This is a genomic window from Cobetia sp. Ld8 (genome assembly GCF_045066615.1).
In the GTDB taxonomy this organism is placed as follows: domain Bacteria; phylum Pseudomonadota; class Gammaproteobacteria; order Pseudomonadales; family Halomonadaceae; genus Cobetia; species Cobetia amphilecti.
The window spans coordinates 557,997-581,070 of record NZ_JBISHF010000008.1 but is presented as its reverse complement, the minus strand read 5'-3'; the positions used below and the strand labels follow the sequence as shown (position 1 = coordinate 581,070).

At 64.7% G+C, this 23,074-nt stretch carries 17 protein-coding genes; 5 read left to right on the top strand and 12 right to left on the bottom strand.

Annotation, left to right across the window (positions count from 1 at the left end; genetic code table 11):
* Positions 1 to 107: 107 nt before the first annotated feature.
* The 5 genes from ACJJV2_RS13415 to ACJJV2_RS13395 form a co-directional block, all read right to left on the bottom strand.
* Positions 108 to 1,394: a cation diffusion facilitator family transporter gene (locus tag ACJJV2_RS13415; RefSeq protein ID WP_405281622.1), complete on the bottom strand. Its 1,287-nt coding sequence runs from the start codon at positions 1,392 to 1,394 to the stop codon at positions 108 to 110.
* Positions 1,395 to 1,467: 73 nt separating this feature from the next.
* Positions 1,468 to 3,027, bottom strand: a complete 1,560-nt coding sequence (locus tag ACJJV2_RS13410) for an ABC transporter permease (protein WP_405281619.1) — start codon at positions 3,025 to 3,027, stop codon at positions 1,468 to 1,470.
* Positions 3,017 to 3,745, bottom strand: a complete 729-nt coding sequence (locus ACJJV2_RS13405) for an ATP-binding cassette domain-containing protein (protein ID WP_405281616.1) — start codon at positions 3,743 to 3,745, stop codon at positions 3,017 to 3,019. Before ACJJV2_RS13405 ends, ACJJV2_RS13410 begins: the two co-directional genes overlap by 11 nt.
* A 4-nt stretch (positions 3,746 to 3,749) precedes the next feature.
* Complete coding sequence (locus tag ACJJV2_RS13400; RefSeq protein ID WP_279836464.1) at positions 3,750 to 4,631, bottom strand: putative selenate ABC transporter substrate-binding protein; 882 nt, start codon at positions 4,629 to 4,631, stop codon at positions 3,750 to 3,752.
* A 219-nt stretch (positions 4,632 to 4,850) separates the two neighbouring features.
* Positions 4,851 to 5,708, bottom strand: coding sequence for a MurR/RpiR family transcriptional regulator (locus tag ACJJV2_RS13395; RefSeq protein WP_043332471.1), 858 nt, complete (start codon positions 5,706 to 5,708; stop codon positions 4,851 to 4,853).
* Between the two features lie 390 nt (positions 5,709 to 6,098).
* On the opposite strand from ACJJV2_RS13395, the gene zwf reads away from it, so the two are divergent.
* The 3 genes from zwf to ACJJV2_RS13380 are packed head-to-tail and all read left to right on the top strand — an operon-like array spanning position 6,099 to position 9,002.
* On the top strand, positions 6,099 to 7,589 hold the full coding sequence (gene zwf, locus ACJJV2_RS13390; protein ID WP_405281612.1) for a glucose-6-phosphate dehydrogenase: 1,491 nt from the start codon (positions 6,099 to 6,101) through the stop codon (positions 7,587 to 7,589).
* Between the two features lies 1 nt (position 7,590).
* Positions 7,591 to 8,283, top strand: coding sequence for a 6-phosphogluconolactonase (pgl, locus tag ACJJV2_RS13385; protein WP_054555072.1), 693 nt, complete (start codon positions 7,591 to 7,593; stop codon positions 8,281 to 8,283).
* Between the two features lie 56 nt (positions 8,284 to 8,339).
* The gene (locus ACJJV2_RS13380) at positions 8,340 to 9,002 is read left to right on the top strand and encodes a bifunctional 4-hydroxy-2-oxoglutarate aldolase/2-dehydro-3-deoxy-phosphogluconate aldolase (protein ID WP_043332465.1); all 663 of its coding nucleotides are present in this window, start codon (positions 8,340 to 8,342) and stop codon (positions 9,000 to 9,002) included.
* Positions 9,003 to 9,233: 231 nt separating this feature from the next.
* Here ACJJV2_RS13380 and ACJJV2_RS13375 read toward each other — a convergent pair whose 3' ends face one another.
* The 3 genes from ACJJV2_RS13375 to ACJJV2_RS13365 form a co-directional block, all read right to left on the bottom strand.
* Positions 9,234 to 10,292: a ketopantoate reductase family protein gene (locus tag ACJJV2_RS13375; protein ID WP_405281607.1), complete on the bottom strand. Its 1,059-nt coding sequence runs from the start codon at positions 10,290 to 10,292 to the stop codon at positions 9,234 to 9,236.
* A gap of 71 nt (positions 10,293 to 10,363) precedes the next feature.
* A complete protein-coding gene (locus ACJJV2_RS13370; RefSeq protein ID WP_405281604.1) occupies positions 10,364 to 12,481 on the bottom strand; it encodes a DNA topoisomerase III in 2,118 nt (705 codons plus the stop codon).
* A 69-nt stretch (positions 12,482 to 12,550) separates the two neighbouring features.
* Positions 12,551 to 14,458, bottom strand: a complete 1,908-nt coding sequence (locus ACJJV2_RS13365) for a hypothetical protein (RefSeq protein WP_043332458.1) — start codon at positions 14,456 to 14,458, stop codon at positions 12,551 to 12,553.
* Between the two features lie 267 nt (positions 14,459 to 14,725).
* On the opposite strand from ACJJV2_RS13365, the gene ACJJV2_RS13360 reads away from it, so the two are divergent.
* Both ACJJV2_RS13360 and ACJJV2_RS13355 read left to right on the top strand, forming a co-directional pair.
* A complete protein-coding gene (locus ACJJV2_RS13360) occupies positions 14,726 to 15,664 on the top strand; it encodes a homocysteine S-methyltransferase family protein (RefSeq protein ID WP_405281601.1) in 939 nt (312 codons plus the stop codon).
* A gap of 155 nt (positions 15,665 to 15,819) precedes the next feature.
* Positions 15,820 to 17,646: an SEC-C domain-containing protein gene (locus ACJJV2_RS13355; RefSeq protein WP_054555069.1), complete on the top strand. Its 1,827-nt coding sequence runs from the start codon at positions 15,820 to 15,822 to the stop codon at positions 17,644 to 17,646.
* 161 nt (positions 17,647 to 17,807) lie between these two features.
* Here ACJJV2_RS13355 and ACJJV2_RS13350 read toward each other — a convergent pair whose 3' ends face one another.
* The 4 genes from ACJJV2_RS13350 to ACJJV2_RS13335 all read right to left on the bottom strand — a co-directional run bounded on the left by ACJJV2_RS13350 (position 17,808) and on the right by ACJJV2_RS13335 (position 23,032).
* Positions 17,808 to 19,052, bottom strand: a complete 1,245-nt coding sequence (locus tag ACJJV2_RS13350; RefSeq protein WP_405281598.1) for a hypothetical protein — start codon at positions 19,050 to 19,052, stop codon at positions 17,808 to 17,810.
* 70 nt (positions 19,053 to 19,122) lie between these two features.
* Entirely contained in the window at positions 19,123 to 20,577 is a 1,455-nt protein-coding gene (locus ACJJV2_RS13345; RefSeq protein ID WP_405281595.1) for a WecB/TagA/CpsF family glycosyltransferase, read from the bottom strand.
* Positions 20,577 to 21,659 carry a glycosyltransferase family 2 protein gene (locus ACJJV2_RS13340; RefSeq protein ID WP_286987165.1) on the bottom strand — a complete coding sequence of 361 codons (1,083 nt, stop codon included), beginning with the start codon at positions 21,657 to 21,659 and terminating at the stop codon, positions 20,577 to 20,579. The genes ACJJV2_RS13345 and ACJJV2_RS13340 overlap by 1 nt, the downstream gene beginning before the upstream one ends.
* Entirely contained in the window at positions 21,656 to 23,032 is a 1,377-nt protein-coding gene (locus tag ACJJV2_RS13335) for an oligosaccharide flippase family protein (RefSeq protein ID WP_405281591.1), read from the bottom strand. The genes ACJJV2_RS13340 and ACJJV2_RS13335 overlap by 4 nt, the downstream gene beginning before the upstream one ends.
* Positions 23,033 to 23,074: the final 42 nt, after the last annotated feature.

The following is a 23,074-nucleotide window of genomic DNA, read 5'->3' as shown; positions in this document are numbered from 1 at the left end:
ATACCTGGAACGCCTTTGAGCGCTTTTGAACGATGTGGGATCAACCCAAGCCTGCCTCTGAAGTGCAGGATGCCATGCCTGCCTTTGCCTGCAGTGTAACCCACACGTCAGCGCTGGTGGATATGTGACATCACGCTAATCTCCAGCTGGCCAAACCACTCAATACCCGCTGCGAGGCGTTCCATCTCGGCGATTGATGTGTTGCGTGAGTCAGCGTCGTGGTTACATTGCTGAGCCGTTTCCGAGATGGCTTGCGTAGCACAACCCGGCAACTCCAGCAGGATATCCACATGCGGGGCTGACGAGTCGGTGCCAGCAGATGTAGCGACATGGTTGACGTAATGCAGGGTGAGGCCGCTGCGCGCCTGCCAGAGAGGCGACTGCTGCCAGCATTCATCGAGTGCGACGATGATGTCACTACGCAGGGGCAGGGGCTGCTTCAGCGTGGGCTGCGCCAGGCTGGCCTGGCCGAGATGCGAGTCGTCTTCAGGATCGATGTGATAGAGCACATCACTGAGCTGGGGGAATTCGGCCTTGAGGCGAGCCACGGCATGATGACCGATGGCATGGCCTTCCGAGACGCTGATGCGTGGCGCGACCAGCAAGTGGACTTCCAGCACGATACGGCCGGCCAGCGTGCGGCTGCGCAGGTCATGTGCGCCACGCACCTCCGGCAGTGACAGCAAGCACTCACGCATGGCGTGTTGTTGTTCACGTGGCAGGGCGGTGTCGATCAGTTCGCGTGAGGCCTCCCAGGCCAATGAGGCGCCGATCTTGCCCACCATCACGCCAACGACGACCGCCGCGATGCCATCCAGCCAGCTGGCCCCCAGCTGGGTACCGATCAGACCTATCAGCACCGCCACAGTGGAGAGCGCATCACTGCGCGAGTGCCAGGCATTGGCTTCCAGCAGCTTGGATTTCTGCTTGCGCGCGATCTTGAGCGTGGCGCGAAAGATACCTTCCTTGCCGAGCAGCGAGATGATCGCGATGCCGATGCCCAGCGCGCCGGGTAGCGGGATGGTCAGTGAGCCGAACATCAGCTCCCCGCTGCGCAGGATGCCCTCCCAGCCAATGGCGCCCGCCACGGCCAGCAGCAGGCTGCCAAGCACCAGGGTGCCGAGCGTCTCGATGCGCTCATGCCCCCACGGATGTGAGCGATCCGGCGCCTGGCGGCCGTAGTGAGTCGCCACCAACACGAAGGCATCCGTCACGAGGTCTGACAGGGAATGGATGCCATCGGCGATCAGTGCCTGCGAGCCGACTAGCTTGCCGATGACGAGCTTCGCGACACCCAGCACGCCATCCAGCGCCGCGCCGATCAAGGTGATGCGCTGCGCTTCACGCTTGGCGCTTGCCGTGCTGGCGGTATCTGCGGGTGACGATTGAGGCATGGGAAGGCTCGCTCAAAGGGGAGTCGGGGGCGTCATGAAGTCAGCGCCTACTCCTGCGCAGGCAGGGCAGGAGTCAGCGCACGCAGCTGTCTTCAGAGATCTCGCCGCTGGGGCGCAGGCGCCGCGCGAGGCTGTCAACGCAAATATTGAGTATGGCGGTGAGCACCAGCAAGGCAAATGCCTGATCAAACATCAGGTATTCGAAGCTCGAGTCGATATGGAAGCCCAGTGTTACCACCCCCAGCATGCCGAGAATGGCTGTCTCGCGAATGATGGTCTCGGCGCGGTAGAGCAGCAGCGCGAACATGCCGGGAGCGACACGCGGGTTGAGCTCATAGAGCCAGCATTCGAACTTGCCCTGCGGGCGGCTGGGCGGCAGCTGAATCTGGTTGGCATGGCGAGCACACAGGAAGGCGATTATTGCGCCGTTGTGCAGTGCCAGCGCCAGCCAGGCGGGCAGCAGAGAGGGCCCCAGCAGCAGCAACAGGATGAAGGCCAGAATCAGCTCCGGCGTGGTGCGCAGGAAGATCAGCAGGCCGTTGGTCGAGCGTTGCGAGAGGCGGTTGCCCACATGGCGGCTGGCCAGTGGCCATAGCAGCATGGCGATCAGCAGACTACCGGCGGTGCCCAGCAGGCCGAGCAGCAAGGTATTGCCGATGGCGGGCAGCAGGTCGGGCAGGTGGCTGGCCCACTGCAGCAGGCCTGTCGCAAGCTCGCCCGAGGTCAGTGACTCGAATGATGCATTGACCAGCGGCGCCGGCCAGATGTCATGGCTGATGAAGCGCCACAGCAGGGTCGGGCTGACATCGGGCCATGGCCCCAGCCACCAGAGGCTGGCGATGGCCAGTACCGGCAATGCTCGACGGTGCCCCCACCATGGGAGCGTGGCGATCAGCAGATAGAAGATCCACAGCAGGGCGCCCGCCTCGGCGTAACGGCCCTCGCGAAAGGCGCTTTCCAGATAGAAGCCCAACGTGGGCAAGCCGACGAAACCGAGCAGGACGCTGGCGCGCAGTCCGCATTCGAAGCGATAGCGGGTATAGCTGGCCATGCGTCGCCACGCCATCGGCAGTTCTGCATACACAAAGCGCATCGCGCGCGAGCTGGCCCAGGGCAGTGCCTTGAGAGGCGCCTGCGGCAGTTGTTCGAGAATCTCGGCATAGACCTTGGCGAAGGTCGCCGCATAGGGAATCGTGATCGCCGCCAGCGCCGTGGCGGCCGAAAGCCCGAACACCTGCAGCAACAGCAGCGCCCAGAACAGCTCATGCACCGCACGCAGCCCGGCGCAGACACCCCGCAGCAGGCGCGAGCGAGAGTAGATCAATGCCAATGGCAGCCCGATCAGCGCACCCAGCAGGGTGCCCCACAGCGCAAAAGCGATGGTCAGGATCAGAGCGTGCAGCGGGGATTCCAGCGCGCCGGGAGCCGGCGACGCCAGACCCGTCAGCATGCGGCCCAGTTCCTGCCAGGGATCGCGCGAGGTAACGGAGAGATCGGCGAAGGGCACCAGTACCAGCATGGCGATGACCAGACCACCACCGAGGTGCAACAGGCGCGCACCGTCACTGCGTGCCTGCCACCAGCGAGGAGGATGGCGCAGCTCTGCCGTCATGGTGGAGGGGTCAGCTGACATCGGATGACTCGCGGGTCGCCGCTGCGGGGTACAGGAAGTCCAGGTCGGCGGGTGTCAGTCCGTCGGTCGCGACATCCAGCAGCACGTGCCCCTGACCGTCAGCCTGTTTGCCAAGCCCGATCACACGCGTGAAGTAAGTGAGCGCCAACTCGCGCTGATGAAGCGCTACCACGCTGGTGGCGTGACGGGCATGAATCAGCTGGATCAACTGGCTGGCCTGATGCGGATCCACGCTTGCGACGGGCTCGTCACCGAGGAACAGATCATGACCCTGATAGAGCGCACGTGCGATGGCGACACGCTGGCGCTGACCGCCGGAAAGCGCCTCGACGGAGCGCTCCATCAGGCCGGCGATACCCAGCGGTTCGCACAATGTGGCAACCGCCTGCCAATGAGCCGGTTTCGGGCGCAGCAGATTGAGCAGGTTGGTCAGCCGTGAGTGCTGGTCCAACCGGCCCATGAAGATGTTGTGGTAGACCGACAATTGCGGTACCAGCCCCTGGCGTTGAGGGCACCAGGCGGCCGCTACGTCGCGCTGTTGCAGCGCGGCGCGCAGGGCTTCCAGCAGCGTGGACTTGCCTGCGCCACTGGCGCCGAGCAGGGCGATGCGCTCGCCCGGCAGGAAGCGAATATCCAGATCACGCAGGACCACCTCGGCTCCATGGCCGAGGTGGTCCTGCGAAAGGTGCAGCAGTGGAGAGGGTGTTTCCTGGGTCATGAGCTCAGCGCAGCAGACCGAGCTGTTCACCGACGGTCTTGATCGGCGCGTAGTCATCGTTGCTGGCCGGAATGAAGCCGGAGCGCGGGAAGCTCTCGAGCAGGTCCGGGTCCTTCATGTCCAGCAGAGCCGTGGTGACATGGGCGGTGAAGTCCGCGCCGAAGTGGCTGTCGGCATCGCCACGAATGGTCCATTGATAATCCGGGTAGGCCGGCGTCTGCCACAGCACCTGCACCTTGCTCGGGTCGACCTTGCCGTCCTTGACGGCCGCTTCCCACACCGCGAAGTTGACCGCGCCCACGTCATAGGTGCCGGCCGCGACCAGTGCGATGGTGCGTGAGTGGTCGCCGGAGAAACCGACGCGGCTGAACAGGGCGTCCGGCGCCTGCTGGAACTGCTCGCGCAGATAGTATTCCGGCATCAGGCGGCCCGAAGTGGAGGTCTTGGCGCCGAAGGTGAAGGAGTGGCCTTCGACGGAGTCGGGCAAGGCGTCCAGCGGCTCGGCGGCATCGCCGGCCAGCTTGAGGTCGCGACGCGCGATGAAGTAGCTGCGGAAGGCAGCGTCTTCCACGCCCTGGGCGATGGCGACGGAGCCCGGCACCATCTGACGTGCCTGAACGCCTGTCAGGCCGCCGAACCAGGCCATCTGGATCTGATCATTGCGGAAGGCGCTGACGGCGGCGCTGTAGGATTTGACCGGCACATACTCGACATCGACGCCCAGCTTCTCTTCCAGATAGTCGGCGACCTTGTCGAAACGCTCGACCAGGCGTGACTCGTCTTCATCCGGAATCGCCGTGAACTTGAAGGTGTCGGCCTGAGCCAGACTCATGGTCACGGGAAGGGCGGAAATCAGGGTCAGAGCAGCAGTGGCCAGCCAGCGCATGGGAAGCATCCTCAGCATTCACGACATGAGACATCATGCGGCGAGCACCGCATGTCAGGGGGTATGGCGCGTATTGTTGTGTCTTGATCACGCGGGTGCAAGCCCCGCGCCATGCCTGAAGGATCGCTCAAGTGACGCTGAAGAGTCAGTAGCGCGTTGAATGGCTGCGCAGGAAGAGCTCATTGCCGTGGCTGGGGCTGATGACTTGATGGCGAGTGCTCAAGACTCCGGTGGGAAACGGGTGTCCTTCAAGCTGTCCTTGATCTTCTTGAGGTGCTGTTGGAAGTCTTCTCCACGGCGCAGCGTCACGCCGGTGGCCAGCACGTCGATCAGGGCCAGGTGGATCATGCGTGAGGTCATCGGCATATAGATATCGGTGTCTTCGGGGGCCATGACTTCCAGCACTTCGGTGCACTCGCGTGCCAGCGGAGAGTCCGGTGCGGTGATGCCCAGTACCGCGGCGCCATTGCTGCGTGCGAGCTTGGCGATATCGACCAGCTCGCGGGTGCGTCCGGTGTAGGAGATGATCACGATCACGTCGCCGGTATGGCAGGCGGCGGCCACCATGCGCTGCATGAGCACGTCTTCATAGGCCATGACCGGCAGGTTGAAGCGGAAGAACTTGTGCTGGGCATCCGCCGCGACCGGGCCTGAAGCGCCAAGGCCGAAGAAGCAGATCTGCTTGGCCTGGCTCAGGTAGTCGACGGCGCGTTCGATGCGTCTGGGGTCCAGTGCGCGACGGGCATCGTCGAGCGCGGCCACGGTAGCACCGAGAATCTTGTCGCCATAGGCCGCGGCATCATCGTTCTGATCGACACTGCGTGACACATAGGGCGTGCCGCCGGCCAGACTCTGGGCCAGCTTGATCTTGAAGTCGGGGAAGCCCTTGGCATCGAAGTTGCGACAGAAGCGGTTGACGGTCGGCTCACTGACCAGTGAGGCCTGAGCGAGCGCCGCGATGCTCATGCCGGTGGCCGCAGCCGGGTCCGCCAGAATGACGTCGGCGACCTTGCGCTCGGAGCGATTGAGCTCGTCGAGACGTTCACGGATGCGATTGATGAGGTCGTGTACTGCCATTCGCCTGTTACCCTGCCATTGTGTAGTGAAATAACTACGTAATCTGGGCATCCTAGCCTCACTCGTCTGGTAGGCCAAGCATCTCTTTGGGTCACTTGCTGATCCAGGGGCGCGAAGGACGAGGTGAAAGCGGAAGCGCCGCTGACTACCACTTTTAGGTAAGTTTACCTATTTGTGGGGCGAATTGTCTTGAGTGACAGCGGCGTTATCGCTACATTTGTTGTTAATATAACCAGCCATGTATCGCCAACGCCTTCCCGGTGCCGTGTGTCATTCGAGCCTCTCCTCGCCGCGCCAGCCTGCGCAGCCTTCCAGGAAGCGGGTTCGAAGTCGCCCACCTTGTCGGTCATTTCGGCATACAGGGCAGTTTCGACGGGAGAAATCGGCGGCATGAGTTCCGACATCATTCCGGGCGTGGATATTGCCCTGTTCGGCGCCTTGGGCGACCTCGCCAAGCGCAAGCTATATCCAGCCCTCTATCACCTCGACCGTGACGGTCTGCTCGAGAAGGCAACCCGCCTGATCGGTCTGGCGCGTCAGGATGTCAGCCTCGAATCCTTCAAGGACACCGTGCAGGCGGCGCTCAAGGAGCGCGTCAAGCCGGAACACCTCGAGAAGGAATGCATCGAGCGCTTCCTCTCTCGCATCAGCTATGCGGCGCTGGACTTCAGCACCGTGGAAGGCTATTCCGCAGTTGCCGATTGGCGTGTGGATGAAAAGGGCAAGCCGTCGCCGCGCCCGCTGATGATCTATCTCTCCGTACCGTCGCGTATCTACGGCGACATCAGCAGCAATCTGCAGGCGGCTGGCTGCCTCGACGAGCACTCGCGTGTCGTGGTCGAGAAGCCGATCGGTTCTGATCTGGAGAGCTCGCGCGTCGTCAACGACGCGATCGGCGCCGTCTTCCACGAATCCCAGATCTACCGTATCGATCACTATCTGGGCAAGGAAACCGTCCAGAACCTGATCGCGCTGCGCTTCGCCAATCCGATGTTCGGCAACCAGTGGAATCAGAACCAGATTTCCCACGTCGAGATCACCGTGGCGGAGAAGGTCGGCATCGAAGGCCGCTGGGGTTACTTCGATCAGGCTGGTCAGCTGCGTGACATGGTGCAGAACCACCTGCTGCAGCTGCTGTGTCTGATCGCGATGGATCCGCCGTCCAACCTGGACGCGGACGCCATTCGTGACGAGAAGGTCAAGGTGCTCAAGGCGTTGCGCCCGATCACCGGCGAGCGTCTCAACACGGATCTGGTGCGTGGTCAGTACATCGCGGGCGCCGTCGACGGTCAGCACGTGCCGGGCTACCTCGAGGAAGAAGGGGCCAACACGGAATCCCAGACCGAGACCTTCGTGGCCTTCAAGACCGAAGTCTCCAACTGGCGCTGGGCCGGTGTGCCGTTCTACCTGCGGACCGGCAAGCGCATGCCGGAGAAGCTGTCACAGATCGTGATCCACTTCCGTCAGCAGCCGCACTACATCTTCGATCCGGACCAGCGCTCGCTGGCGGCCAACAAGCTGATCATTCGTCTTCAGCCGTCCGAGGGTATCTCCCTGCAGGTGCTGACCAAGGACTCCGGTCTCGACAAGGGCATGCGTCTGCGCCCGGGCCCGCTGGATCTCGACTTCAACAGCGCCTTCCCCAAGCGCCGTATTCCGGAAGCTTACGAACGTCTGCTGCTGGAGGTCATCAAGGGCCAGCAGTATCTGTTCGTGCGTCGTGACGAGATCGAACACGCCTGGCGTTGGGTCGATACCCTCATCGATGGTTGGGAATCCCGCGCCGCCACGCCGCGCCGTTATCCGGCCGGCTCCTGGGGGCCCGTCTCCTCGATCGCGATGATCACGCGCGACGGTCGCAGCTGGTATGAGGAGTATTGAGATGAGCGCCACCGTGACTGAGCAGGACCCGCGCGTACAGACCGCACACTCTCTCGCCGAGTATCTGGCCGCCGCCTTGCGTGCTGATCTCGACGTTGATCCGTCAGCGCGTGCGCTGCTGGTGGTTTCCGGCGGCTCCACGCCCAAGCCGCTGTTTGCCGCGCTGCGCGACAAGCCGCTGGATTGGTCGCGGGTCGATATCACCCTCGCCGATGAGCGTTGGGTGAGCGAAGACGCCGATGACAGCAATGCACGCTTCGTGCGTGAGCACCTGCTGAGCGGTGCGGCCAGTGCCGCCACCTTCCATCCGCTGACCAATGCCGAGGCAGAGCCGGAAGACGGTTGCGCAGAAGTGAGTGCTCGCATCGCGGCGCTCCCCTGGCCGGCTTCCGCGCTGATTCTCGGCATGGGCGGCGATGGCCATACGGCCTCGCTGTTCCCGGATGGCGACCGCCTGCAGGAAGCGCTGACCAGTGCGGATTGTTGTGTGCCGATGCGTGCACCCAGCGTGCCGCAGGCGCGTATCACGCTGTCTCTCGAGCGTCTGCGCCAGACGCGTCGTACCGTGCTTCATCTCACGGGGACCGACAAGCAGGCCGTGTTGTCGCGCGCGCTGAGCGATGTCGAGGCGGTCAGTGAACTGCCGATTCGTGCCTTCCTGTCCGCGCCGTTGGCGCTTTACTGGGCCCCCTGATCACATCGGCCGCGGCCAGCCACAAGGGAGGCTGGCCGCGGCACAAGGAGAACGCCATGAGCTTTGAAAAACAGCTTCCGTCGACTCGCACCACCGAGATCGACAGCATCTGCCAGAAAGCCTCCGTGCTGCCGGTGATCGCCGTCGAGCGCATCGAGGACGCCGTACCGCTGGGCAAGGCCCTTTATGAAGGTGGCCTGACCGTACTGGAAGTCACGCTGCGTACCGACTGCGCGCTGGAAGCCATCCGCCTGATGCGTGAAGCGCTGCCCAACGCCAGCATCGGTGCCGGCACCGTGCTGACGCCGGAACAGTATCGCCAGGTGGAAGAGCTGGGTGTCGACTTCATCGTCACGCCGGGCACCACCGAAGCGCTGTACCAGTATGGCGTGACCAGCAGCGTGCCGATGCTGCCGGGTGTCGCGACCGTCTCTGAGCTGATGACGGGCTGGCAGTACGGTTACCGTCGCTTCAAGTTCTTCCCGGCGGAAGCCGCGGGCGGCGTCAATGCGATCAAGTCCTTCGGTGGCCCGATCAGCGAAGCTCGCTTCTGCCCGACTGGTGGCATTTCCCTGAGCAACGCCGCTGACTACCTCGCGCTCAAGAACGTGATGTGTGTCGGTGGTAGCTGGGTTGCGCCGCAGAAACTGATCGATGCGGGTGACTGGGATGGTATCCGTGAGCTGGCGCGTGAAGCCTCAGAGCGCTTCCACCGCTGAAGCCTGATATCTGGATGAGTGCTGGTCACTGATCCAGCGGTTGCCTGCCAGCGTCATGCACACCGTCGTGCTTGAGGCTGACAGGCTGCCAGTACTGCTCTCTCTCGACAGCTTGGCTGTTGCTTGTGACCCGTCTCTCGCGAGGCGGGTCTTTTTTATGCGCGTCATCTGGGGAGAGAAGCGAGGCTAACTTGTCTGGCTGGAGTCGCTGGGATGATTGTGATGCCGGTTTCAGCGCTGCGGCGTGCTCAGCTGACAGTAGAGGTCATCCAGCAAGGGCAGGGCCAGCCCATGTCGGGCGGCGGCGCGGCGCAATGGGCCAAGGATCGCCTCGACCTCGGTAGGGCGACCGGCGAGCACATCCTGCAGCATCGAGGCGCGATTGTTGGCGGTCGCGCGGATGACCTGCTCGACCAGCGCCTGCCAGCCTTCCCCCGGGGCAGGGATGCCTTCGCTATCCAGTACCGCGCTGATCTCCTCGACCGCCTGGCGCACCATTGGCGCAAATGGCCGGTCGCGCAGCTGGCCATTGCGAATGCGATAGCGTGCCACCAGGGGATTGATCGCCGCATTGATCGCCAGCTTGTGCCACAGGCGAGTCTGGATGTCTGGCGTCCGCTCGCACGCAAACCCTGCAGCCTTGAGCCAGTCACATTGCACGAGAGCGGCCTGGTGGGACTGACGGTCGGGATCGCCGTCACCGTCGCCATCACCGTCACTCTGCCATGCGCCCAGCCAGGTGTGGCCGCGCCCGGCGTGTTGCACGCCAAGGTGCTGGAGGTCATCCGCTGTCGAGCCAGCGTCAGGCGTCGTGTTTGCGCCAGTCTCGGCTGGCAACCAGGCGCCTTCGGTGGTGCTGGCGCATAGCAGGTTGGCGTGGCGTTCGGTCAGCCACGGCTGAGCACTCAGGCCATTCTGCCAGCAGGTCACGGAAGTCTCGGGCGTGATATGTGGTGCCAGTTGCTGCCAGACGGCGGGTACGCCGTGGGCCTTGGTCGTCAGCCAGATGGCGGAAGGCTTTTTAGATGGAGAGCCTTGCAGTGTGTCAATTGTTGAATAATTTATCTTTGCGCTAACAGCGTGTGATTCCGGTGTGGTCATGTCGAGCACGACTGCTTGCCCCGCCATTGCCTGACGCCCCAGCAGCAGGACACGCGGTAGCTCGGTTGCCCCCTGCTCACGCAGCTCTCGCTGGCGCGCTGCCATCAGCGAAGCCGCCAGCAGGCGCCCGATGGCCCCCGGACCGATGATCCACAGCCAGTTATCTTCCGGATCAGTCATTGTGTGCATATTCATCATCTTGTCATGGAGAGCAGTGCGTGAGCGCGGGAAAGGCCGGTTGTACTTCACCTGACCTGCTGTCAGCTATCGGTCTTGCGCCGTGACCCAGTCGCTCGCTTGCGGGGACTTCTGGATGAGGCACTTTTACGAGAAGCGCCGTCCTTATTGCTGCCAGCAGTGCTGCCAGAAGAGCTGCCAGACGCGCGCTTCTTGTAGGACGTGGCCTTGCGACGCGAGCCGCCCTTGCGCGGCGCGGGTGTCGCACCACCGACGCTGGCCAATGCCGTGCTCAGACGGCTGGCGGAGCTATCGGCGAGCAGCGCACGCAGATCCACGATCAATTCGCTCAGGAAGGGCGCCGCCGGGTCGCCTTGCTCGTGGATCATGCTCAGGCGTTGCTCCCACTGTGCGGTGCGCTCCGGACGCGATACGGCAGGCGGCAGCGCATGAATCAGCGCGCGGCCGATACGCGTCGAGCGCATCGCCTGGCCTTCGCGCACCAGATAGCCGCGATTGATCAGGGTCTCGAGCATGCCGGCGCGTGTCGCCTCGGTGCCCAGGCCATCCACATCGCGCAGCGTGCGCCGCACTGCTTCATCCTCGACGTAGCGCGCGATGTTCATCATTGCCTGGATCAGGCTGGCGTCATTGAAGGGCTCCGGCGGGCGGGTCTCTTTCTCCTCGATACCACAGTCGAGCACGCAGGCCGGTTCGCCTTCCGTCAGGGCGGGCAGTGGCGGCGGGGTCTTGTCACCGGCGGCTGCGTTCTTGTCAGAGGCCTTCTTGTCAGCTGTCCCCCCGGCCTCCGCAGTGCGCTGGAACAGCACCTTCCAGCCCTCGTCGATGACGCTGCGGCCACTGGCGCGGAAGGGCTCCTTGGCGAAGCGCAGCTCGACCTTGACCTCGCGATAGCGATAGGCCGGGTAGAACTGGGCCAGCACGTTGCGCGTGATCATGCGGTAGAGATTGGCTTCATCGCGCGAGAGGCGCGCATAGTCCGGCTCGCGCCCGGTCGGCGCCAAGGCGTGGTGCGCGCTGACCTTGCTGTCATTGAAGGCGCGCGAGCGCAGGCTGAAATCGGCGCCGCCACTGTAGCGTTCAAGCTCGCGGTCACCCACGCAGGCGCTGATCATCAGATTGGCCATGCCGGCGTGATGTTCGCGCGGCAGGTAGCGGCAGTCGGAGCGCGGGTAGGTGATCAGCTGATGACGCTCGTAAAGCGCCTGACAGGTGTCGAGTACCTTCTGGGCGGGCAGGCGAAAACGGCGCGCGGCATCGACCTGCAGCGCCGAGAGCGAATAGGGCAGCGGCGCGGGCTGTGACTTGTCGCTGGCCTCGACACTTTCGACATGGCCATCGCCGAGGGTGGTCAAGGTCGCGAGATGGCGGGCGAGGCGCTCGGCGGGACGGCTATCCAGCAGGCGCCCCTTGTCATCCAGTGGCAGCGGGGTGCCCTTGTCCGCCAGGCGTTGCAGCCAGGGCGAGCTGGGCGCATGCCACCAGGCCTTGAAGCTGCCCGCCGCCACGCCAGCCTCTATCCACAGCGGGAAGAAGGCGCGAGGCTCGAAGGCCTCGATTTCCTCGTCACGGCGCACGACCAGCCCCAGCAGCGGCGTCTGCACGCGTCCCACTGACAATACGCCATCGTGGCCGGCCTGACGCCCGGTCAATGTCCAGGCGCGGGTCAGGTTCATGCCATACAGCCAGTCGGCGCGCTGGCGCGCCAGCGCGGCTTCATAGAGCGGCTGCCAGCGCTGATTGTCGTCCAGCTTGTTGAGGGAACGGCTGACGGCGGGGCGGTTCATGTCACTGATCAGCAGGCGTTTGACCGGCCCGCGCCAGCGCATGTGCTCCAGCACTTCCTGCACCAGCAGCTGGCCTTCACGGTCGGGGTCACCGGCATGCACGACCTCATCGGCCAGCTTGAGCTGCTCGCGGATGGTCTTGAGCTGACCGCGCGCCTGGCTGCGTGGCTTGAGCTTCCATTGCTCGGGGATGATCGGCAGGTGATCCAGCGACCAGCGCTTGAAGCGCTCGTCGTAGTCATCCGGCGGGGCCTGCTCCAGCAGGTGGCCGATGCACCAGGTGACACGGGTGTCACCGGCATCGATATAGCCGTCGCGCTTGCTTGAGCGTCCGGGCAGCGCCTCGGCAATGGCGCGGGCGAGGCTGGGCTTTTCGGCGATGATCAGGCGCATCGGGCATCCTGCGGTCAAAGGCTGTCGATATGATGATCCATACAGTATGCCGTTGGCCCGAGGCGGGGATCAATCGTCGTCGAGCGCGCGACGTGCCTGGACGAGGGCGCGATACCAGTCGCGGTTGGCGGTCTGGATCAGCGGGGGGCGATTGGAGAGATAGCTGACCGGGTGGTGGTCGGCGGGCTGATAGTTGCTGAGCATGTTGAGCGTCGCTTCACGGGCGCCGAAGGTATCGCGCAGGAATTCGATGGCCAGCGGCTCCAGCTCGACGCGGTAGTGGCGCACCAGCGCGATGGCCAGGGATTCGGCGGTGCGCGACAGGTCATCGTCGATCTCGCGCACCATGGCGCTGCCCAGGGCCGCCTTGGCCGCCGCGGACTGATTGGGCTCAAGCTGGCCGAAATAGGCGGCGTTGGAGCCATTGATGGCGCGCTGCACGGCCGGGCGTGAAAGGTGTATGTGGGGCTCCAGCGCGAGGGCGATCTCGACCGCCATCGCCTTGGCCTTGTCGACACCGACGCGCAGCACCGTCTCGCGCGCCTGGTAGGCGATCTCGCTGTCGACGCGCTTGATGCGGCTCTCGTTCAAGTGATCGGCCAGATGCTTGCAGACCTCCGCCTTGGCTTCATCGTCCAGCGCGATGGTCTTTTCCTGGATGCGCAGACCACGACGGCCCGGGCCGACCCGCAGGCGGGTGGCGTCATCGGACATCTGCGAGGCGATGTTCTCCCAGCGCTTGGACATCTTGAGGAAGACGGCGTGGCTGCGCCCGACCTGCTCGTAGGCATTGGTCACCGTCTTGTAGAGGCGGATGGCGTTGGTGAGGATGTCGGCGCGCGAGCGCAGCGCGGCGCGGTGTTCACGATCGCCCTCATTGACCGCGATCGCCAGATGCGTCACCTGCTCGGCAAGGGCGTCCATCGCCTGGGTGGAGCGCTCCAGCAGTACCTCGGCGCGCAGGCCGGAGGCGGCATCCTCCACCAGGGTGCCGGACTGCTCGGCCAGATAGACCGTCAGCGCCTTGAGGCGTGACAGGCCGGTGGCCTGACGAATGCGATAACGCGAGCGGGCATGCTCGAGGTTGTCCAGTGCGCGCGCCAGCTTCCAGCGGCCACGGTATTCGAAGGTCAGCAGCGGAATCTTGCGCCCGCTGATCAGCTCGAAGGCCAGAATCAGCATCTCCTCCACGTCCTGCAGGGTCATCAGCAGGTCGTTGTCCTGCTCGATGGCGGCCAGCACACGCTCGATGAAGTTCTCGTCACGCGGCACACCGCTGTGCAGGTCGGGCGCACGGCCTTCGAAGCGCTCACGCAACAGGCCGATGGCCTCGGGGGCCAGCTCGGCCAGCTCATTGAACTGGGGCTCGAGCCATTCGCGGTTGAGGCTGTTCATGTCGCGGATACGCGCATGCAGGCCCACGCGACGGTAAACGTCGATCTGGCTGATGATGCGCGCGGCATCACGGTCATCGAGCAGCTCCAGCGCCGCCAGCTCGACCCCCTCCGGCGCGAGATCCTGCTTGCGCAGCAGCATGGCCGCCGCTTCACGCCGGCGGGCATCGCCTTCGAGGCTCTCGACGATCAGATTGCGCGTGGCGAGGATCAGCTCCGGCACGGTGTCGATGACGCGTTCGATCTTGGCTTCGGTGCGGTCATAGCGCCGTGAGCTGGTCAGGTTGTGGGCGATATTGGCCACGATGCCCGCGACACCGGTGATGACGGTGTAGGAGATGAAGAAGATGTAGTTCTCGAAGGTCGGTTCCTTGCCGTAACCGAGCAGATAGCCGCCCCAGGCGCCGATCAGCGTCACCGGGCCTGCGGTCCACAGGATCTGCATCAGGCTCACCGACCAGGGCACACGCTCCACGGCCTGGGTAATGCGGCGAATCTCGTCGCGGCCCTCACGCTCCAGACGCACCTGGGGCGCGTCGTTGGCAGTGTTGGCTCGGGGACGAAAGGGGCTCGGCAACAGCAAGGCAGGCTTCCTTGATTGAACGGGGTGGGGCATCTGGCGCGACATGGTCTGCCGAGAGGTTCGTGAGCACGAGCCTCGAGCGCAGCGCGGGGCAAAGGGTGTCGTCAACAGTAGCATTGGGCAGCCTTTTGGCTCCAGTGAGCAAGGGCCGCAAGCGGGTCGAGCGTGGTAGAATTTCGCCCGCCACTGACTGGCCAGCGGGTCTCGCCAGGTCGTCAGGCTCACGCTAGGACATCAAAAAGCTCTGGAGGTTGTGTGGAACGAGACTTGGAAGCAGGAAAGGGTACAGGTGACGGGGCTGAAGTCGTGTTGCTGGACGGCGGCATGGGCCAGGAACTGGTGCGTCGTAGCGGTCGTGAGCCGACGCCGCTGTGGTCGTCTCAGGTGATGCTGGACCAGCCTGAGCTGGTGCGTGACCTGCACCTCGATTTCATTCGTGCCGGCGCGCGCGTCATCACGCTCAATACCTACACGGCCACGCCGCAGCGTCTGGGCCTGGCGGGTGTCGGCGAGTCGATCGCAGCCATTCATGCCGCCGCTGGCAAGGCCGCGCGGGATGCCATCGCCCTGAGTGGCGAGGCGGATGTGCGCGTGGCAGGCTGCCTGCCGCCGCTGGTCGCCACCTATCGCCCCGATGTCGCGCCGAGTGCTGACGAATCCCTGGCCAGCTATCGCCGGCTGGTGGAATTGCAGGCACCGCTGGTCGATGTCCTGCTGTGTGAGGCGCTGTCTTCCTGCGTCGAGGCTCGCGCCGCCGCCACCGCCGCACTCGAGAGCGGCTTGCCGGTGTGGGTCTCGCTGACGGTGAAGGATGACCTGACCGCGACCCTGCGCAGTGGTGAGCCGCTGGCCGACGCGATCAGCATGCTGCAAGCGATGGGCGTGGACGCGATCCTGATCAATTGCAGCGCGCCGGAAGCCATTCAGGGTAGTCTGGAAAATCTGCTGGCCAGCCCGCTGCCGACCGGTGCCTATGCCAACGGCTTCACCTCCATCGCGGAGCTCAATCCCGGCGGCACCGTCAAGGACCTCAAGGCACGCGAAGACCTGGGGCCGGAGCAGTACGCGGCGCATGCGCTGGGGTGGGTCAATGCCGGCATTCGTATCGTCGGCGGTTGCTGTGAGGTGGGCCCGGCGCATATCGCCTGCCTGGCCGAACAGCTCAGGTCAGCAGGTTATCGCTGCGTCAGCCGCTTGAGTGAGTGAACGATGAGGGGCGAGGCTTCCTCGTGATAGACTCCGCCCCTTGATTCGCAGGTTCTGACGGGCATCGCGCCTGAGGAAACGCCGAGGTGAACGCCGAGGCGACGACCGGGATGCGGTGTCTGCAGGACTGTGAAACGCTTTTTTAGGGAGATGCCATGCTTGCCGAGTGGGTCGAACGGCTCTTGAGTTACGCCAGTGGGGCACTTGATGCCATCCGCGCCGATGAATCCTTTCCTGCCTTCATGCAGTGGGCGCATTCGGAGGGCGTGAACTACAGCGGTGGCGACGAAGCGCTGGCGGTAGCGCTGGCGCCGGTGCTGTGGAGCCAGACTCCGCTGGTGCGACTCGACTTCGCGCGCGAGTCGTTGGCACCACCCGGACGCAACGAGCCTTGCTGGTGTGACTCGGGTCGCAAGTACAAGCAGTGCTGCGACAAGGTGCAGCTGCCGGCGATTCCGGATCACCTGATGTGGATGCTGTCGCTGCGCGAGTTCAAGGGTGAACAGCTCAAGGCGGCGCTGGCCTCTGGTCTCGCGCCGGCGCAGGCGCTGCTCGAGGCGGGGCTGATCAGCGCCGAGAGCGGCAATCGTGGTCGGGCTCAGCAAATCATGGAGGCGCTGTTCGATACCAGCGACTGGTCGCGTCTGCCCGAGCAGGCCGAGCCTGGCTTCGAGCTGCTGCTGGACCTCTATCAGGAGCGCGGCTTCACCCGCAAGAAGGCGCTGCTGCTCGATGAGGTGCTGGAGCGTGGTCCTGCCTTCCTGCGCGGCGTCGCTCTGGAGCACCAATGTCTGCTGCATCTGGACAGCGATGATCTGGGCTCGGCGCGCGCCGCCTTCATTCGTGCCCAGCAGACGCTGCCCGATTCGCCGACGCTGGCGTATATCGAAGCCATGTTGCTGCTGCACGAGGGCCAGCCCGAAGAGGCGCAGGATCGTGCGCGCTTCTGGTGGCGTCGTCTGTCCAAGCAGAAGGACATCGAGCCCGGTCAGCTGGAATTCCTGGCGGATCTGGCCGAAAACCCGCGTGCCACGCTCGCCGAGCAGATGGTCAATTCCGATGAGTCGCTGTCGGATTCACTGGCCGCCCTGCAGGCGCTGTTCGAGGTGATCGAGCATCCGCCGCGTCTGGCGCTGGAAACGCAGGACGATGGCAGTCTGCTGTTCCGTCAGAATGCGGAGCAGGCCGTGACACTCGGGCTCTGGGAGGCGGTCTTCCCGGCGCGTATCGAGGAAGAGGCGGCACTGGCGCTGGATATCGATCCCTGGGATGTCCAGGACCCCAACGAGTGGCTGCAGCAGCTGTGCGCCAGCCCCGAATGGCTGGACGTTCCGGCGGTGTGTCAGGGGCTGATCCTGGCGCTGGCCAGTCGCTTCGGTAGCCTGCCGTGGATGTCGGACACCTTCTTCGTGCCGCTGGCACAGCGCTTCGATCGCTGGCTCGATCAGATCGAACAGGCCGGCGGCCTGCTGCGCTGGGAAGATGGCGACAACGCCCAGTTGCTGCGCTGTGGGCTGGGTCTGGTGATCGGCATGGAGCGCGGTGAGCGCGAGCGTTCGCGCCAGCTGGCGGAGCGCCTGCTCAAGCTCGACGAGGAAGACAGCCTCGGCCTGCGTGAGCTGGTGCTGGATCAGCTGCTGCGCGAAGGCCGCAACGACGAGGCCGTGACCCTCGCCGAGCATGATATCGAGCGACGTGCCGTCGATGAGGAAATGCCGCTGTTGGGCATCCTGATGGGCCAGGTGCTGGCGCTCTATCGGCTGGGTCGCGACAAGGACGCCGAGCAGGCACTCGAGATCGTGCGGGAAGCCAATTCGCATCTGATCAGCCTGCTGCTGGCGGAGCATCCGCGACCGGTGAGTCTGGCGGTGGAAGCGCCGGAGCCCGGCACGCGTGGTGAGGCCTGGCAGTACCGCACCCTGATGCGGGACCAGTGGAAGCGCAGCGAAGGCGCGCTTGCCTGGCTGGCCAAGCATCGCTGAGCCGGTGTCAAAGGCCGCTCATGCTGCCTGACGAGTGATCGCAAGCGTTCGTATGACAAGGCCCGTATGAAAAACCCCGCAGTGCCATGGCACTGCGGGGTTTTTTCGTGTCTTGCCTTGCATCGCGAGGCGGACTCAGGGGGAAGAGCGAACAGGTGCGATCACTGCTGCTTGCCTTGCTGGCGCAGTCGCCAGGCTTCTCGAATGGCACCGCGTAGCCCCGGCGTCTGGCCGACCTGGATGGCCTCCAGCGTCGCGGCGAAGGCATCCGGTGTGGCGCGCCAATCCGGGGGCTGGATGGCGCCTGCACTGCTGATGCCGACCCTGTCCAGTGGCGGTGGCGAGCGCTCGGGCAGTGCCCCGAAAAGCCGCATGCGGCTGTCCTGCACCTGGCGCAGACGATGGCGAAGCTCCTTGTAGCGTGAGCCGAAGGGGCGTGTGGCCAGAGTGATCAGGGCCGCCAGAATCCGCTCTTGCCATTCAGGGCGTGCCGGGTTGCGGTAGGCGACGCCGCGTTGCGAGGCGGCGCCTGCATGGCGGCGGTCCTTGAGCCAGTGCGGGGCTGTCCTGTCGAGCGCCTCGCCTTCGAACAGGATGCCGGCGTTCACCTGTTGGCCACCGTGCACGCGGGTGAAGGGCAGGATGACGCAGTCCTCGAGCATGGCGCCTTCTTCCACGTAGCTGCCCTGTTCGAGGCAGCAGTGCCCCTTGAGCAGCACGCCGGGCTCCACATGGGTGGTGATGCCGGCGAAGCCACCGGTGAGGCGCGATTCATCCAGGCGGGTCGCGCCGGCGGCGTAGTAGACGTGGTGCAGGTCCTGCTCGCCGGGCAATACTCCGCGCTCGCCATGTGGTGTCAGGCCTGAGTCATCGGCATCGAGTGCCTGCATCACCAAAGCGTGATAGTGCGACAGCGAGGCCAGCAGGGCCGGCCCAAGCCCGGGATTGTCGCGCAGCTCCGGCCAGTGCAGGCGAGCGAGAGACGGGTCTGTCACGCTGGTTGGATGGCAGACCGGCGCGCCCGACGCCATGGCCTGCTCGCTGATCGCGAGGCTGTCATCCTTGAACCACTCCGGCATCAGCAGCACATCGGCGCGCAGCACCGGGGCGGGCAGGGCGGCCATGGTGCCGAGGCGTTTGATCTGCTCGCGCGGGTCTCGCTCGCCGGGCATCGGCAGAATGTCGAGATCGATGCCCCAGCGTGAGCCATCGGCGATACGCGCCCGGAACCACTCGGGGTCACGGGCGATGATCAGGCTGATATGCGTCACGCCTCGCCCGACCAGCAGGTCGAGGTTGCGCTCCAGCACGCTGCGTCCGGCGATCGGCAGCAGCGCCGGCGAATAACGGCGGTCAATCGGCGCGACTTCCTGACCGAGGCGGTCCGCCAACAGGATCACATGCATTGCACACCTCCTTGGCATGAGTCGTGGGACTGACGCAGTGCGGCACGAATGAGAGAGGGAGTCTCGCGCATCAGTAGGCTCCCCGGCTGGTCAGAACGGCAGGAATCGTGCGCAACAGCAGCTTGATGTCTTCCTTGATGCCCTGACGATGCAGATAGAAGAGATCCAGATGGATCTGTTGCTCGAAGGACAGATCCGAGCGGCCCGACACCTGCCATAGCCCGGTCAGCCCCGGGGTGGCATCCAGACGCATGCGCGCACGCGCCTCGTAGAGCGCCACCTCGCGGGCGAGGGCGGGGCGCGGCCCGACCAGTGCCATCTCGCCGCGCAGCACGTTCCACAGCTGCGGCAATTCATCGATGGACAGCTTGCGGATGATACGACCCACCCGCGTGATTCGCGGGTCCTGCTTCATCTTGAACAGCACGCCACCCTCGCTCTCGTTGGCGGCCTGCAGTTCGCGCAGACGCTCTTCGGCGTCGATGTACATCGAGCGGAACTTCCACAGCTTGAACGGCTTGCCATGACGCCCGATACGCTCCTGGCCGAACAGCACCGGGCCTGGCGATTCCAGGCGGATGGCCAGCACGGTGCCCAGCAGCAGCGGTGACAGCACCAGCAGCACGCCGCTGGCACCGACGATATCCATGGCGCGGCGCGCGCGCGGGGTCAGCCAGTTGCTCACTCGCCATCGAAAGTGGCGCCAGTTGGAGCGTGACTTCATCCACAGGCCGCGGCCGGGAATCGCCTCTTCCCCATACTTGCGCACGCTCATCAGAAAGCTCGGGTTGCCAAGCACGTAGCGCTTGAACATGCGGCGTGGCTCCATCAGCAGCCGCCAGGCCCATTCCATGCCCAGTCTGCGCACGACGCCCGGCGCCCGCGGGATGCGCTGGGAATAGAAGTCGAACAGACCGCCGACGCCCATGACCACCGGCACCTCGAGTCGCTCACGGTAGGTCGAGATCCACTTCTCCTGGGCCGGCACGCCCATCGCCACCAGCAACAGGTCAGTGCCCTGATTGATCTGCGCCAGCACGTCGTCGATGATTTCCGGGCCGATGAAGCCATGATGCATGCCACTGATCTCGAGCGTCGGCCATTGTTCGCGGAGCTTGGCGGCCATCCTGTCGGCCACGCCCGGCGCGGCGCCGAGCAGGAACAGGCGCTTGTTCTCCGCCACCAGCATGTCGCACAGGTGGGGCAGCAGGTCGGTGCCATTGAGGTTGGCTTCGAGCTCCTGGCCAAGCATGCGGCAGGCCATCTTGACGCCGCTGCCATCGGGCAGCAGCAGGTCGCTGTCATGCAGCACCTGCATGTAATAGCGATCGACCTGGGCCACGTTCAGGCAGTGCGCATTGACGAAATTGACGGTGCGCGGCTGCGGGTCGCTGATCCAGCTCTTGAGCAGGCTCAGGCAGGTGTCGAGGCTGGTGTTGACGAAGGGCACCCCCAGTACCTTGACGTGAGGCAGCGTCTTGATGCGCTCAGTGGTGAAGAGGGCTTGATCCAATGGCTGGCTCATCATGGCGACTCCACTTCATGAGCGTCCTGCTGTTGATTCGGTCTGGCCGGCTGCGGGCGCGGCGCATTGTCGATCTTCTTCTTCTGCGCCTTGCCGATGACTCCCTGGGCGAGCCCTTCACAGCGCAGATAGAGACTCTTGGGCATCACGCGCAACATCAGGGCGGCCCCTGCCGTGGCAGCGGTGCGCCCGAATTCCGCCTTCCAGATGCCCGGCCATGCCTTGACGGCGCGGCGGCAATACGCCCAGGCAGCATCCCCGTCACGCAGGCGAATCGCCTGACGCGACAGATAGCGCAGTTGGTAGGCCTGGGCGCGGGGATACCATTGTTCGATGAAGTCAGGCGCGTAGGCGCGCGTCAGCTCGACGATCGCAAGCCAGCTCTGGTATTGGCGCTCCAGTTGTGCCGAAAGCCCGCCTTCATTGAGCCGGTAGCGGGTCAGCGGCTCGGGAATGCCTTCCACCGTGGTGCCGGTCTTGAGGGCGATGCGTGTCCAGCATTCGATATCTTCGCTCTGGCGCAGGCTCTCATCGAAGTAACAAGGCAGCACGCCGCCCCCCTTGACCTCACAGTCGAAGGCGATGGCCTCGAGAATCTCGCGGCGGATGACCGGCGCCGAGCCATTGCCCACCGGGTTGCGACAGAACAGCAGCCCCGGCGTGATGTCGGTCAGGCTCGGCATCTGGTAGTAGTCCAGCGGTTCGCCGTCGGCATCGATGAAGGCCGAGCGCGAGAAGGACAGGCCTACCTCGGGGCGTGCCTCGAGGTGCTCGCGGTGGCGCGCCAGCTTGGCGGGCTCCCAGATGTCATCGGAGTCCAGGAAGGCCAGATAGCGGCCCTGAGCGGCACGCACGCCCGTGTTGCGGGCCCCGGCCAGGCCACGATTGACCGGATGCGTGATCAGCGTGAGGCGCGGGTCGTCGTAGGCCTCGCAGATCGCCCGGCTGCCATCGGGGGAGCAGTCATCGACGACCAGCAGTTCGAAGTCGCCATCCTCCTGCGCCAGCACGCTGTCGATGGCGGCCGCGACGAAACGTTCGACGTTGTAGATCGGCATGATGACCGAAAAGGTCGGGGTCATGGTCTGGCCTCCTGGACGTCCCTGTCTGGGGAAAGCGATGCGGTGGATGCTGCGTGAGGTGTGTCTGGTGTGTCTGGTGGCGGCGCATCTGTCACCCAGCCGTCCTGAGCGAGGATCAGCCGGCGTGTCCACAGGTAGCCGGGCAGGGCGGCCAGGCTGATACCGACCAGAATGCCGGCCGCGACGCCATTGATGCCGAAGGGCACGCCGGCGAACATGCCGGCGCCGAGCATCAGCGTCATGAAGATCTGCAGCTTGAGGTCTGCCCCGGGCATGCCCTGGGCGCGCAGCAGCTGGCCGCAACTGTCGAGCAGGATGCGCGGCAGGGCGGAGAGGCAGATCAGGATCAGGATCGGCAGGGCGCCACGCTCGACCCAGGCCTCCCCGAACAGGATCGGCACATACCAGGGTGCCAGCAGGCTCTGGGCGATGATGGCGGGCACGGCGACCAGCGCGAACAGGCGCATGCCGTGGTGCATGCGTGCCAGTCGTTCGTGAGACGTCATGTCGCCGCACAGCTGCGGGAAGATGGCGGTGGAGTAGGCGCGCAAGAGGCCGAGGCTGATGCCGAGTCCGGCATTGAAGGCAAAGAAGTAGACGCCGAGCACGTCCATGGCGAACAGGGCGCCGACCAGCAGGTAATCCATCTGCTGACGCAGCACCGAGACCACCTCGACGCCCATCATCGGGCGCGCGAAGCTCATCAGCGGCCGCGACCACAGCGTGGAGGGGCGCTCATCGATGCGCCATGACTCGCACCAGCGGTAGGTCAGGGTCCAGATGGGCGTCACGATCAGCTTGGGCAGGATCAAGGCCCAGAACCCGGCACCCATGGCGGCCAGCAGCATCACGCCGACGGCCTCGCCGATGCTCTGGCCCATCTCGATGCGCGCCGTGATGTGCAGGCGGTTGCTGCGCAGAATTCGCGCCGCGTTGATGGCGGCGGGGGGCAGCATCGGGAAGATCAGTGCCAGTGCCATCAGCGGCAGGGTCAGATCGGGAGCGTCATAGAGGTAGGCCAGCAGCGGGGCCAGTGCCATCTGCAGCACCATCAGGCCAAGACACACCACCCAATTGAACCAGTAGGCATCGCGGCACAGGCGTTCATATCCCTCGCGACCGGCCTGCACCAGAGCGGGTACCACGGCGGCATTGGAGATGGCGTGCATGATCTCGTGCGCGGTGAGCACGATGGCGGCGATACCGAAGGACTCCGGCGCGATCATGCGCGCCGCCACCAGGGTCGCGCCCAATCGCGCGATGCGGTGCACCCCTTGCGACATGCCCATCCAGGCCAGATTGCGGATCAAGCGGCCATTGCCACCGTCTCCGCCACCTGTCAGACGTATCTTGAGTCGCGTGATCACACCCATCGCCTGGCTCCCTGGCTTGTCGTGCCTTTCCAGGCATCTGGT